11 protein-coding genes are annotated in these 13,011 nt (G+C 59.6%); 7 read left to right on the top strand and 4 right to left on the bottom strand.

The genetic code is table 11. From position 1 onward, the window contains the following. The first annotated feature begins 180 nt into the window (after positions 1 to 180). Positions 181 to 1,974 (top strand): sensor domain-containing diguanylate cyclase, encoded by a 1,794-nt coding sequence (locus ACUNV4_RS23860; RefSeq protein ID WP_430881148.1) that lies wholly within the window; start codon positions 181 to 183, stop codon positions 1,972 to 1,974. Positions 1,975 to 2,071: 97 nt separating this feature from the next. Here the strand turns inward: ACUNV4_RS23860 and doeB are convergent, their stop codons facing one another. From doeB to ACUNV4_RS23845, 3 genes are all read right to left on the bottom strand, one after another. Then, on the bottom strand, positions 2,072 to 3,079 hold the full coding sequence (doeB, locus tag ACUNV4_RS23855; RefSeq protein ID WP_430881147.1) for a N(2)-acetyl-L-2,4-diaminobutanoate deacetylase DoeB: 1,008 nt from the start codon (positions 3,077 to 3,079) through the stop codon (positions 2,072 to 2,074). A gap of 97 nt (positions 3,080 to 3,176) precedes the next feature. Next, a complete protein-coding gene (locus tag ACUNV4_RS23850; protein ID WP_430881146.1) occupies positions 3,177 to 4,145 on the bottom strand; it encodes an aldo/keto reductase in 969 nt (322 codons plus the stop codon). Further along, a complete protein-coding gene (locus ACUNV4_RS23845; protein WP_430881145.1) occupies positions 4,145 to 4,540 on the bottom strand; it encodes a VOC family protein in 396 nt (131 codons plus the stop codon). The genes ACUNV4_RS23850 and ACUNV4_RS23845 overlap by 1 nt, the downstream gene beginning before the upstream one ends. 204 nt (positions 4,541 to 4,744) lie before the next feature. Between ACUNV4_RS23845 and rpe the strand changes: the two genes are divergently transcribed. The 6 genes from rpe to ACUNV4_RS23815 all read left to right on the top strand — a co-directional run bounded on the left by rpe (position 4,745) and on the right by ACUNV4_RS23815 (position 12,171). Further along, positions 4,745 to 5,425, top strand: a complete 681-nt coding sequence (gene rpe, locus ACUNV4_RS23840) for a ribulose-phosphate 3-epimerase (protein ID WP_430881144.1) — start codon at positions 4,745 to 4,747, stop codon at positions 5,423 to 5,425. Between the two features lie 28 nt (positions 5,426 to 5,453). Continuing rightward, positions 5,454 to 6,182 (top strand): phosphoglycolate phosphatase, encoded by a 729-nt coding sequence (locus ACUNV4_RS23835; RefSeq protein WP_430881143.1) that lies wholly within the window; start codon positions 5,454 to 5,456, stop codon positions 6,180 to 6,182. A gap of 141 nt (positions 6,183 to 6,323) precedes the next feature. After that, the gene (locus ACUNV4_RS23830) at positions 6,324 to 7,532 is read left to right on the top strand and encodes an OmpA family protein (RefSeq protein WP_430881142.1); all 1,209 of its coding nucleotides are present in this window, start codon (positions 6,324 to 6,326) and stop codon (positions 7,530 to 7,532) included. A 165-nt stretch (positions 7,533 to 7,697) separates the two neighbouring features. Beyond that, positions 7,698 to 8,729, top strand: a complete 1,032-nt coding sequence (locus ACUNV4_RS23825; protein WP_430881141.1) for an ABC transporter substrate-binding protein — start codon at positions 7,698 to 7,700, stop codon at positions 8,727 to 8,729. Between the two features lie 51 nt (positions 8,730 to 8,780). After that, a complete protein-coding gene (locus ACUNV4_RS23820; protein ID WP_430881140.1) occupies positions 8,781 to 11,000 on the top strand; it encodes an ABC transporter permease in 2,220 nt (739 codons plus the stop codon). An 85-nt stretch (positions 11,001 to 11,085) separates the two neighbouring features. Continuing rightward, complete coding sequence (locus ACUNV4_RS23815; protein ID WP_430881139.1) at positions 11,086 to 12,171, top strand: ABC transporter ATP-binding protein; 1,086 nt, start codon at positions 11,086 to 11,088, stop codon at positions 12,169 to 12,171. A 46-nt stretch (positions 12,172 to 12,217) separates the two neighbouring features. On the opposite strand, the gene ACUNV4_RS23810 is transcribed toward ACUNV4_RS23815, so the two are convergent. Next, positions 12,218 to 12,994, bottom strand: coding sequence for an enoyl-CoA hydratase/isomerase family protein (locus ACUNV4_RS23810; protein WP_430881138.1), 777 nt, complete (start codon positions 12,992 to 12,994; stop codon positions 12,218 to 12,220). Positions 12,995 to 13,011: the final 17 nt, after the last annotated feature.

The raw sequence follows: 13,011 nt of genomic DNA, 5'->3' as shown, positions 1-13,011 counted from the left end.
CAAGCCAGGCGGTTCGGTCACGTATCGGAAGAATCGGCTGCCCGAATGCTGGAGCGTCCATGGGGGCGGCTGGCGTTTTACAGGATTCGAACTATACTCGTGGCGACGTCATGCGTCGCGTCCCGATGCCATGGAACATTGCGTGTCCTGGCTGACGGGGTGAAGCAGCTCTGACATGACATGCTGTCTGGAGCACCGCCACTCGTCCAGCTGATCAAGGCCACCATGTTACGACTCCCCGACGCTTCCCTGCGACAGATGCTGACCCTGCCTTATGTGGTTCTGGTCATCGTCACTGCGGCGGTCATCGGCCTGCTGTCCTATTCTGCGGGTCGGGATGCCGTGGATACGCTGTCCAACCATGTGCTGAACGAAACCGTCAGTCGAATCTCGCAGGCCGTGGACAAGCATGTGGCGGGCTCGGAAGCCGTGCTGGAAACGGCGTTTCCTCCCGATGTACCGGCTCCGCTGTCAGTCGCCGACGAGCTGGATGAACTACGCACACGGTTCTGGCTGGCCACTTCCATCCACCGCGATCCCAACAATTATGCCTACTATGGTGATCGCCATGGTCAGTTCTTCGGTATCTACCGCTTCTCGGAGACCGAAGCGGAACTGCGCCTGCGCACCGACGGTGAATCGCCACGTTCCATTCACCAGTATGCCCGTATCAATGGCGAACTGGGACCGGCCGTGTTGGAGCAACGGATATTCGAGCCCAGGGAACGCCCCTGGTACAAGGCAGGTCAGGGCACCAGCAATCAGACATGGACGGCTATCTACATCGACTTCAAGACCTTGCAGCTGGTCAGTACCCGTGCGCGCCGGGTCAACAATGCGCTCGGGGAATTCCAGGGCGTTGTGGCGACGGACCTGTCACTGCAACTCCTGAACGAGTTTCTCAAGGGGCTGACGCTGACTGCCAATGGATTCGCATTCATCGTCGAGCCCGATGGCAACATGGTGGCAACGTCCCGTGGACCTCACATTCGCAAGGGTGTAGGGGATGACAATACCCGCCTCAATGTCATGCAGAGTACCGATCCGCTGATTGCGGCCACGTACCGCTCCGTACGCGACCTGACGGCGCATGCCGGCAACACGATGGGGCCTCTGACCAGTTCTTTCGAGGGACCCGACGGTGAGATCGTACAGACGGGTTATTACCGTTTGCAGGATGCGGCGGGACTGGACTGGATCATCGCAGTGGCCGTGCCCAGAAGCGATTTCATGTTTCAGGTCAATCGCAATGTCAAGCGCACGGTGTTCCTGGGCCTGCTGGCCAGTGTCCTGATAGCGCTGATCGGTTTTGTCGTGCTCAGTCTGATCACACGAGACTTGAGGCGTCTGGCACGGATAACCACATCAGTGGGGGACGGCATCATGGACCTGAGCATGCCGTCATACCGGAAGGACGAAATCGGTGAACTGGCTCGATCCATCGCCACGATGCAGAAGCGTCTGCTGACGGATCGACTGACCGGCATTCCGAATCGCGAGGCCGTCGTGCGACGAGTCGAAGATCGTATTCTCGAGCATCGTCGACGTGGTGACAGCCATCCCTTTGCCGTGCTTTTCGTCGATCTGAACGGTTTCAAGGCCATCAATGATCGATGGGGGCATGAGGTGGGTGATCGGGTGTTGATCGAATTCGCCAGACGTCTGCATGACAATCTTGAACAGGCTGGCATGGCCGCACGATATGGCGGCGATGAATTCCTGGTGCTGCTCGAGGAAGTGTCCGGCAGAAACGATGCCATGCAATCACGAGAGCGGTTCGAAGTGGCCCTGAAGTTGCCATTGGAATTGCCGGAGCTCGATGGGCAGTCGGCATGGGAGCTGACGCAGGGAGGCACCATCGGACTGGCCCTGTGCCCCGAAGACGGTTACGACGTGGAGTCGCTGATCAAGGCAGCTGACCAGGACATGTACCAGCGCAAGCTCGGGCGCGTTGCCAGAAACGAGCCGGCGTGACATCGTCAATCGGCATCGCTGATACCCGATCAGACAGCTGAGCGGAACGCATCATCATCATCATCATCCGGTGTCCAGAGACATGGGACGATACGATTCACGTTGGGAACAGATCATCCACCACGACGGCAACGACCGCCACGCAATCTCCCGTCTGCACCAGCCCCGGAAAATGACGAGCGCTCAGAATGCCACTGCGTCTGGCATGGTAGTCGACCGGCGGCTGGCCGTTACGCTGGATTGACCAGACTCGGGCAATGAGGTCGCCACGGTTGACGCGCTCGCCCAGATCGACCGTGGGCTCCAGCAGGCCATCGTGTTCGCTGAACACATAGCAGTCACTGTCGGGCATATCCAGTTGCACGCTGTCCTGCAGTACCGGTTCGCCATCGAGAATGCCGGCGTGCTGCAGAAAGTTACGCACCCCCTTTCTGGCGATACCCACGGAACGCGCCGTGGATGTGCCACCGCCGCCAAGTTCTGTGGAGACGAATACCTTGCCGGATTCTTCCACGGCGGTGTCGTACATGCCGACATTGTCGATCTCCAGCAGTTTCATGGAATAGGGCGCATTGAAGGCCTGCATGGCAGCCATGCAGGCAGCTTCCTGTCGCGGATCATCCAGTGCATGGGCACAGGCGAACGGCAGGAAATCCAGGGTCTTGCCACCGGAATGAAAATCCAGCACCACATCGGCCATCGGTATCAGGGTGCGCTGGAAGTAGTCGGCCACCTTTTCGGACACCGTGCCATCCGGCTTGCCCGGAAACAGCCGGTTCATGTTGCCCTTGTCGATGGGTGAGGTGCGGGTGCCGGCACGAAAGGCCGGGTAGTTGAAGGCGGGAACGATGATGACCGTGCCGCGAATATTGTCAGGGTCGAGCGATGCAGCCAGCTCGTGCAGCACGATCGGCCCTTCGTATTCATCACCGTGATTGGCGCCGGTGAGCAGTGCGACCGGCCCGTTTCCGTTGCGTACGATACTGATCGGGATCATTACATTGCCCCAGGCAGAATCATCGCGACTGAAGGGCAGCCTGAGAAACCCGTGATGGACCCCGTCGACATCGAACGGGATGGTTGGAGTGATCAGGCTTGCCATCATGGGGTGCGTGCTCCTCGCAGAGAAAGCCCGGTCGGGGCTGTACACGACAGAGTCGAGTCGTTGTCGCGTGTCGTGCGCAGCCCTGATTGCATCGGGGCTAACCTGGTTTATACACCCTGCTGGCCTCCGGGTCATCGCTGGAGGGCGTCAGTGCATCGAGTTCCTGCCACAGGGCTTCCGGGATCTCCGTGGTGGCCCAGGCCAGTGTCTGCTCGACACGTTCCGGTCGCGTCACACCGCAGATGGTGGCGGCAATGCGCGGATCGCGCATCGAGAATTGCAGGGCAGCCGCACCAACCGGCACCTCGTGACGGGCGCACAGGGTCTCGATGTGTCGCACCGGGTCCAGCATGCTGTCACTGGCTTCCTGGTAGACATAGCGCGGATGCTCGGTCGTACCCTTGGCCAGCACGCCGCCGGCATAGGGCGCGGCATTGAGCACACTGATATCGCGAGAACGTGCCAGTTCGATCATGGCCTCGGCATTGCGATTGACCAGGGTAAAACGGTTATGGGTGATCAAGGCATCGAAGTCCCAGTTCCGGAGCAGGGGCATCATGATGTCGACCTTGCCGGCGGCCAGTCCCACTGCCTTGCACAGTCCTTCTTCCTTCATCTTCATCAGTTCGGCAAGGGGGCCGTCACTGGCGGAGACCTCGTCAAGAGACGCTGCGTGTTCCGGATCGTGCAGATGCAGCAGGTCAACCTGGTCGACGTTCATCGCCTTCAGGCTCTGTTCCAGAGACTCCCGGGCTCGGGCCGCGTCGAACTTGCCGGTCTGCATGTCGCGATCCAGCTTGGTGGATAACAGGGCTCCTTCGGGCAGGCCTCCCAGTTGGGCAATGACCTTGCCGATGCGTTCCTCGCTGCGGCCATCGCCGTAATTGCGCGAGCTGTCCAGAAACGGAAAATCACTGTCGAGAATATGTCTGATGGTGTCGAAGGCGCGTTCCTCTGGCGTACTGTAGCCATAGGTCGCGGGCATGTCGCCCAGCCCCGAGGTGCCGAAACACAGCGCCGGAATGTTCAGTGTCGACTTGCCCACTTTGGTTCTTGAATTGATCATCATTGGAATCGTCCGAGTTTCTGCAGTACCTCTATGGAATAGCCATCGGGGTCCTTGACGAAGAAGAAACGCGCGAACAGTTGTCCGTCACGTTCGAACTCCACGATGTCGCGAGGCTCGTATCCGAGCTGCTCGAAGCGTTGGTGTTCGCCATCCAGATCCTCCACACAGACAGCCAGATGTCCATAACCATTGCCCAGGTCGTAGGCCTCGGTGGTGTCCTTGTTGATGGTCAGCTCCAGTTCGAAACTGTTTTCCGCATTGCTCAGATAGACCAGGGTAAAGGTCTCGAAGTCCAGTCGATCGGCGATGGACAGCGCAAATGCCTGCTGATAGAAGTCGACGGATCGCTGCTCATCGAGCACGCGGATCATGGAATGGATAGCCTTGGCCATGGATGAAGTCCCGGTGAATGCTGCGTGATAGTGCGGTCAGTGTAACGACAAAGCCGACGGGCGTCATTGCCGGCAGGTCCGCCGAAGTCACTGTTGCAGTACTGTGTTCTGGCTGTTCGTGGGTCAGTGCTCGAGGCTCTGCCGGCTCCTGTCGAGGGTCAAGTCCGATATAGTAGGCGCCATTGTCTTGCCGAGGATTGTCCCATGTACACAATTGCCCCCTCCATCCTGTCAGCCGATTTCGCCGCGCTGGGGGAGGAGGTTCACCAGGTCATTGCGGCAGGTGCAGACTGGATCCATTTCGATGTCATGGACAATCACTATGTCCCCAATCTGACGATTGGTCCGGCGGTAGCCGCGGCCATCAAGCCGCATTGTGTCAGCGCCGATGGCAAGGCCATTCCCCTGGATGTACATCTGATGGTGCAGCCGGTGGATAGTCTGGCCCTGGCTTTTGCCGAGGCAGGGGCCGATGTGATCACGTTTCATCCGGATGCCGAACGACATGTCGACAGGACGTTGCAACTGATACGTGATGCCGGCTGTCAGGCCGGACTGGTACTGAATCCGGCCGTACCTCTGGATATTCTGGAGTGGACCATCGACAAGCTCGACATCATCCTGCTGATGAGTGTCAACCCGGGCTTTGGTGGCCAGAGCTTCATCGATCACACGCTGCGCAAGATAGAACAGACGCGCAAGCTGATTGATGCCAGTGGTCGTGATATCCGTCTGGAGGTGGATGGTGGTATCAAGGTCGACAACATTGCGCAGGTCGCCTCCGCCGGAGCCGATACCTTCGTGGCGGGCAGTGCCATTTTCAATCAGCCGGATTATCGACAGGTGATCGATGCGATGCGGGCCGAGCTGGCCAATGTGGATTGAAGGACCGCCAGGGCGTGTCCCAGATCGCGTGCAGGGAAGACGCCTGCCGCAGCGTACTCGAGGCAGGGTGCCGGGCACCTCTGCACCGCTGCAACTGATTGCCATTGATCTGGATGGCACTCTGGTGGATTCGGTCAAGGACTTGCATCAGGCGGTGAATCGCATGCAGTCCGGCCTGTCGCTGCCACTGGCATCCGAGGCAGAGGTGCTGGGCTGGGTTGGCAATGGCATCGATCGGCTGGTGCACCGCGCTCTGACGGCAGACATGCAGGCCGATGCCGACGCCGAGCTGTTCGAGCGTGCAAGTGCAGCGTTCCGGCAGGCGTACGGGAACATGGTTGGCCACTACTCCCGTCTGTACCCGGGGGTGTTGAAAGGACTGGACTGGATGGCGAGTCTGGCCGTGCCTTTGGTGGTCGTGACCAACAAGGACTCGGTATTTGCCAACGCGCTGTTGCAGCAACTGGGTATCCGGCACTACTTCAGGCACCTGGTTGGCGGTGATGACATCAGTGCAAAGAAGCCCGACCCGGAAGGTTTGCTGGTGGCCGCGCGCCTGTGTGCGGCCGAACCGCAGCACAGTCTGCTCATCGGAGACTCCATTTCCGATTTCAGGGCGGCAGCGGCAGCCGGATTCTACTGTGTCGGTCTGAGCTACGGTTACAATCATGGTCAGGCGATTGACGGCCTGGATGCAGCGGACGCGCCTGACACCGTGCTCGATTCCTTCCTGGAGTTGCCTGCACTGCTGACCTGAAGGCGGTGTTCGGCCCGGACGCTGCCAAAGCTGCGTTGTGGATCATTCGCCGAACCGTAACCAAGCTGTCCGGCAGGGTCTGGCAGGCTGGTTGCACCCGGGCCATCACGAGCTGTAGAACCTCGGAAAATCAAGTTGAACATGCCACAGACAGACTCAGAACAGATGGTCGAATCCGCTGCCAGCATCACAATGAGCGGCCGCGTCGGAGCCCGTCCTGTTGCCCGATCATTCGGCCTGCGTGTCGTGTTTGCCGCCTGGTTACTGATCATTGGCAGCCAGCTTGCGCATGCCGCCTGTTCGGAAGAGTCGCTGCTGATATCGCGGGATCTGGCAGGCAAGGCCGCTGCAAGTGACAACGACACGGTACGACTGCTGTTGCTGAAACGCTCGGTTGATGAGTGCTCCACCTACCCCGTCTGGCTGGAATTGGGCCAGTTGCAGATGCAGCTGGAGAACCCCTTCGACGCCGTGTATGCGTTCGAACACGCTGTCGACTTCCAGCCTGGAGCCGGCAACGCCGTCACGCCGGATCAGCTGCTGCGCAGGGCAATAGGCAACGCGCGTTTGGGGGAAGCCTACCGTGCCAGTGGCGAGCTGGCGATGGCTCTGGTGGCGACAGAGGAGGCAGTGGCTGCCTTTACTGCCCTGGACCTGCCCATTCCCCGGCGCCTGGTACAGCTGCAGGCCAGAATCGACGATGCGATCAGTCAGACCGATGCCGATGTCATGGTGCGCTCCATCGAGATACAGCAGGATCGTGCCAGCCGTGGAATCGGTGTCAATCCGCGTCTGCTGGAACCGGTGGAGAGTGCGGGAACGGTCGGCCAGACGCTCGCCCTTCTGTCGGATTACAGTGGAGACCCGGTGATGTCCCCGAATGATCTGAGCGTCGAGTTCTTCCGTTCGGCGGAGGCACTGGTTGGCGAGGAGCCGAGTACGCAGCAGCTACAGGCGATCGGCAAGGTGGAACAGGAGCCTCGCGAAGCCCGACTCAACATTCCCGTACTGTTCAAGTTCGATAGCGCCGAGCTGTCAGACGAGAGTCATGCCACGATCGAGCAGCTGGCCGCGGCACTGGTCCGCCTGGAGCTCGACAGGGATGATACTGTCCTGGTGATCGGACACACGGATTCACGGGGCTCTGCAACGTACAACATGAATCTGAGTCGCGCTCGTGCAGAGGTCGTTGCCGATGTATTGGCAGGCTTGCTGAAGGCAGAATCTGCCAGCACTGCCGAACTGCAGTTTCAGGGGCGTGGGGAAACCGAGCTTCGCTACAGTGGCGATCAGGCCGAAGATCATCGGCGCAATCGGCGGGTCGAGGTCATCGTGCGTCAGCAATCGTGATCGGGACAGGGGCTCAGGCATGCGATGAGGCGTCGCTGTCTCCTTCGGATGTGGTGGCTGCCTGACAGATCTGGCATGATGCGGGAAGGCACAGCGTTTCATCACCACAACGAAGCGTTGCCTACCACCTGAAAAGGGTTCGGTACCACTGGAGGAATACACCGCATGAAAGCCACGTTTACCACATTGGGAAGTACCACGATTGCATTGATTGCCGCGCTGTCCGGCAGTGCAAACGCTGCCGACAAGCTGACTTATTATTGCAGTGCACAAGAGGACTGGTGTCAGCTGATGGCCAATGGCTTCGAGGAGGCCACGGGCATCAAGGTCAACATGACGCGCAAGTCCTCGGGTGAGACCATGGCGCAGATCAAGGCCGAAGCCGACAACCCCAAGGGTGACATCTGGTGGGGTGGCACCGGTGACCCGCATCTGCAAGCGGCCGAAGAAGGGCTCACCGAGCCCTATGAGTCTCCGATGCGCGGTGAACTGTACGATTGGGCCATCAAGCAGGCGGAGTCCGGCGGCAACGCCACCATCGGCATCTATTCCGGTGCCCTGGGTTATGGCTACAACGAGGAAGTGCTGGAAGCCAATGGACTGCCGGTACCCGGCTGCTGGAAGGATCTTCTCAAGCCCGAGTACAAGGGACATGTGCAGATGGCCAACCCGAATTCATCCGGTACGGCCTACACCACGCTTGCCACCATCGTGCAGTTGTTCGGTGAAGAGGAAGGGTTCGAATTCATGAAGGGCTTGCACAGCAACATCAATCAATACACCAAGTCCGGTTCTGCACCGATCAAGGCGGCAGCGCGTGGCGAGAACACCATCGGCATTGTCTTCATGCATGACGCCGTGGCTCAGGCCGCTTCGGGCTTTCCGATCAAGGTGGTGGCTCCCTGTGAAGGCACCGGTTACGAGATTGGAGGCATGAGTATCATCAAGGGCGCACGTAACCCGGAGAGTGCGAAGAAATTCTACGACTGGGCTCTGCAGGCAGACGTGCAGTCTCGATCGCTGGAAGTCAAGGCATTTCAGGTGATGTCCAACAAGGCCGCGGAAAGCTCGCCTCTGGCTCCCGACCTGGATAGCCTGACGCTGATCGATTACGACTTTTCCAAATACGGTTCTTCCGATGAGCGCAAACGTCTGTTGAAGAAGTGGGACGACGAGGTCTCCGTACTGCCGCAGTAATCCGTTCATGCCTGAATGTCCGGAGTTGCAGTTCAACGGAGGCTGGTATTCGTGAATCGTGTTGTTCTGCTGTGGCTGATGGTCGGGGTGGCAGGTTTCTGCCTGCTACCCTGGTATGTGCTGGAAGAGGGGCTGTGGAGCTTCGAGTGGCTCTTCGATGGTTACCCGACAGACACCGACTACGCACCAGCCGCGTTCCTTTTGCTGCAGGGCGAGAAGCTCTGGTTGAGCCCGCTGCCGCTGCTTCTGTTGGCGCCGGTGCTGGTGATCTTCCGCGACAAGAGCGATCCTCTGTTCAGCAAGGTCCTGTGTCTGGCAGGTGGCCTGGGTCTGTTCTACCTGTTGACCCAGGGATTTGCCATCGGCATTCGTGGATGGAACAGTGAGCTGCTGGCATCGTTGCTGGGTGAGCTGGACGATCGGCAATTCGGATTCGGTTATGGTGCCATGCTGCTGGGCACCTGTTTCCTGTTCTATCTGACCACCGGCATTGCGGCACGTGGCGTGGTCAACGGCGATGTCTTCGTCGTGGGTTCCATTGGCCTCGTGATCGCGATGGTCGGTCTGTTCATCTTCCTGCCGGTGTTGCAGATGCTTGCCAGTGCACTGCAGGATGATCAGGGACAGTATTCCCTGGTGGTCTTTCTGTCCAAATTCCTCGATGACAAGATCTGGGGCCTGCATTGTCTGGTGTCGTCGCGGGGCTGTGGTGTCGCCTGGAATTCGCTGTCGCTGGCCTTGCTGGTCGGGGCTCTGACCACCTTGCTGGGGCTGGTGTTCGCGCTGGTGGCCACTCGTTCGGGCCTGCGACAGGCGCACCTGTTGCGACCCCTGACCGTGCTGCCCATCATCACACCGCCTTTCGTCATCGGTCTTGCCATCATTCTGCTGTTCGGGCTGTCCGGTACCGTGACGCAGTTTGTCGCTGATCTGTTCGGTCTGCAGCCCAGTCGCTGGGTCTATGGCATGCCGGGTATTCTCATCGCACAGCTGCTGTCATTCACGCCCATCGCCTTTCTGGTGCTGATCGGCGTCGTGGAAGGGGTGTCTCCCTCCATGGAAGAGGCATCCCAGACCCTGCGTGCCAGCCGCTGGCAGACCTTCACCACCGTGTCCCTGCCGCTGATGCGGCCCGGGCTTGCCAATGCCTTTCTGCTGGGGTTCATCGAGAGCATGGCGGACTTCGGCAACCCACTGGTGTTGGGCGGTAATTTCGATGTGCTGTCCACCGAGATCTTCTTTGCCATCGTCGGCGCCCAGAATGATCAGGGCAAGGCTGCCGTGCTGGCCATCGTATTGCTGATATTCACACTCACAGCCTTCTACGCCCAGCGTCGCTGGTTGGGCAGGAAATCCTACACCACACGTACCGGCAAGGGCGATGGTGGCGTGCCGACACAGATGCCCCGGCGTGTGCTGTATCCCTGCTATGTGCTGGTGGCGATCTGGGGCACGTTCACGCTGGTGGTTTACGGCATGATCGTCTACGGCGGTTTCGTGGAGCTGTGGGGTCTGGATCATACCCTCACCTTCAAGCACTACATCACGGCCTTCGACGTGGCGATGACCGAACATGGCATTCACTGGCGCGGTTCTGCCTGGGATTCCTTCTGGACCACCTTGCGAATCGCGGCCACGGCAGCGCCACTGACGGCGGCTCTGGGGTTGGTAACGGCTTATCTGCTGGTGCGACAGAACTTCAAGGGCAAGAGTACTTTCGAGTTCGGTACCATGCTCAGCTTTGCCATTCCGGGAACCGTCATCGGGGTGGCCTACATTCTGGCGTTCAATGTGCCGCCTCTGGAGCTCACCGGAACCGGCGTGATTCTGGTGATCAGCTTCATCTTCCGCAACATGCCGGTCGGGGTGCGGGCCGGTATTGCCTCCATGTCCCAGCTGGACAAGAGTCTGGATGAGGCCTCGCTGACCCTGGGTGCGAATACCTGGCGCACCTTTCGGCAGATCATCCTGCCGCTGATGCGTCCGGCCATTCTGGCGGCTCTGGTGTTCAGTTTCGTGCGTGCCATGACGGCCATCAGTGCGGTGATTTTCCTGGTGAGCGCCGAGCACAACATGGCAACCAGCTACATCATCGGCCGGGTGGAGAACAATGACTACGGCATTGCCATCGCCTACAGCACGGTGCTGATCGTCGTCATGCTCAGCGTTGTCGCCATCATGCAGTTGATGGTCGGCAAGGCGAAAACCAGTCGTCGAAGCACACAGGGTGGGGTGGTTCCAGCCACACCCGATGCGGTCGCGGTTCGCTAGTGGACGGACCGCCTGTGCTCTTGTCCATGACGCGCCAGTCCTTGCTTTTTGGCAAGCCAGCCCATTCCAGTTGACAGGTCTCTGCATGCAAACCACCTCCATTCACAGCAAGGCGGCTTCGGTCGAGTTCAGGAACGTCAGCAAGGTCTACGGTGAAACGGTGACCGCCGTGGATGATGTGTCGCTGAAGGTCGAGGCAGGGGAACTGGTGACCTTGCTTGGCCCGTCGGGCTGCGGCAAGACCACCACGCTGCGCATGATAGCCGGTCTGGAGATGGCCAGCAGTGGCAGTATCCTGATCGGTGGTGCCGATGTGACCCTGTTGCCGGCAACCGATCGCGACGTCTCCATGGTCTTCCAGTCCTATGCCCTGTTTCCGCACATGACCGTGCTGGAAAATGTCGCCTATGGTCTGAAGGTGTCCGGCATGAAGAAGCCGGAGGTGCGTGTGCGAGCTCTGAACGGTCTGGAGCTGGTGGGGTTGACCGGCTATGGAGATCGTCTGCCCAGCGAACTCTCGGGAGGCCAGCAGCAGCGGGTGGCGGTGGCACGGGCACTGGTGCTGGAACCACAAGTCCTGTTGTTCGATGAACCCCTGTCCAATCTCGATGCCAAGTTGCGTCGACAGGTGCGTGAGGAGATTCGCGAACTGCAACAATCGCTGGGCCTGACCGTGGTCTACGTGACTCACGACCAGGAAGAGGCCCTCGCCGTGTCCGATCGCATCATTGTCATGCGCAATGCCGGCATCGCTCAGGCTGGCACCCCCAGGGAACTCTATGAAGAACCTGCGGACAGTTTTGTTGCGGATTTCATTGGCGAAGCCAATCTGGTGGATGTGAACATAGAACAGGTGGACACAGCAGCCGGCACTGCTCGGGTCAGTCTGGCCGGAGTGAGCATCTCATTGCCCTCTCGCGGCATGGCCGCGGGGCCTGCCAGGCTGGCGGTACGACCGAATCGTCTGCAACTGAAAGGCCCTGAGGCAACAGGTGGCTTGCCGGGCAAGGTCCTCAAGAGCACCTATGTGGGCAATCACATGGAGTACGTGGTTCGTCTGGCGCAGGGCGAATGGTTTGCCACCAGTGATGACGTGGACACCGTGCATGCTGCCGGCACCGAGGTCAGTGTGCATTTCCGGGAGCGCGGGCCGGTGTTGTTGTCGGCCTGACGTGTCTGCTGCTCGACGCGGCTGAAACAGGGCTGGCGAGGGGCTGTCAGTGTCCGTTCCACTGCGGCTTGCGCTTGCCCAGAAAGGCTTCGATGCCTTCACGAAAGTCATCACTGGTATAGCAGGCGACAATCAGGTCATCACTTTCAACGTTGGCCGCCTGTTCACGCAAGCGGCGCAGACCCTCCTTGGACGCAGCCAGGGTCAGTGGTGCATGTTCATTCATGCGCTCACACAGTTCATGCGCGCGCTTGATAGGGTCCGCAGAGATTTCGCTCACCAGACCGATGGACAAGGCCTCTTCGTGCTCGATCAGGCGGGCAGTCAGCAGCAGTTCACGGGTACGAGCGGCTCCCAGCAACTCCACCTGACGTGACAGGTTGTCACTGGACAGGCAATTGCCCAGCGTACGGGCAATGGGAAAGCCATAGCGAATATCATCACTGGCGATGCGCAGATCACAACAGGCCGCGATGGCTGCACCACCTCCGGTACACGCGCCTCTGATGGCGGCTACCGTCGGGATGGGTAGAGACTCCAGTGCGCCCATGACGCGATCCATGGTGCGTTCGTACTCCAGGGCGTCATCGGCAGAGCCGAGCTTGCGGAATTGCGAGATGTCCGTGCCAGCAGCAAACGCCTTGTCCCCCGCGCCCGTGATGATCAGCGATCTCAGGGGTAGGGTGCTGTCGTGGATTCTTCCGCAGACTTCCGCCAATGCTTCATACATGCCATAAGTCAGTGCATTGCGGGCATGAGGGCGGTTGAAGGTGATGACGCCGGTGTGAGCGGATTGCTGGAAGAGGAAGTCGGTGTCTGTCATGGCGGGTAAGACTGGGT

This window comes from Granulosicoccus sp. 3-233 (assembly GCF_052681095.1).
This window is presented reverse-complemented; position numbering and strand designations above follow the sequence as displayed.

What these genes read in the sequence shown, in the direction of transcription:
- doeB (WP_430881147.1), bottom strand. Translation starts at nt 3,079, where the DNA reads ATGATGGCAAGCCTGATCACTCCAACCATCCCGTTCGATGTCGACGGG.
- ACUNV4_RS23850 (WP_430881146.1), bottom strand. Translation starts at nt 4,145, where the DNA reads ATGATCAATTCAAGAACCAAAGTGGGCAAGTCGACACTGAACATTCCG.
- rpe (WP_430881144.1), top strand. Translation starts at nt 4,745, where the DNA reads ATGTACACAATTGCCCCCTCCATCCTGTCAGCCGATTTCGCCGCGCTG.
- ACUNV4_RS23845 (WP_430881145.1), bottom strand. Translation starts at nt 4,540, where the DNA reads ATGGCCAAGGCTATCCATTCCATGATCCGCGTGCTCGATGAGCAGCGA.
- ACUNV4_RS23830 (WP_430881142.1), top strand. Translation starts at nt 6,324, where the DNA reads ATGCCACAGACAGACTCAGAACAGATGGTCGAATCCGCTGCCAGCATC.
- ACUNV4_RS23815 (WP_430881139.1), top strand. Translation starts at nt 11,086, where the DNA reads ATGCAAACCACCTCCATTCACAGCAAGGCGGCTTCGGTCGAGTTCAGG.
- ACUNV4_RS23860 (WP_430881148.1), top strand. Translation starts at nt 181, where the DNA reads ATGCTGTCTGGAGCACCGCCACTCGTCCAGCTGATCAAGGCCACCATG.
- ACUNV4_RS23825 (WP_430881141.1), top strand. Translation starts at nt 7,698, where the DNA reads ATGAAAGCCACGTTTACCACATTGGGAAGTACCACGATTGCATTGATT.
- ACUNV4_RS23810 (WP_430881138.1), bottom strand. Translation starts at nt 12,994, where the DNA reads ATGACAGACACCGACTTCCTCTTCCAGCAATCCGCTCACACCGGCGTC.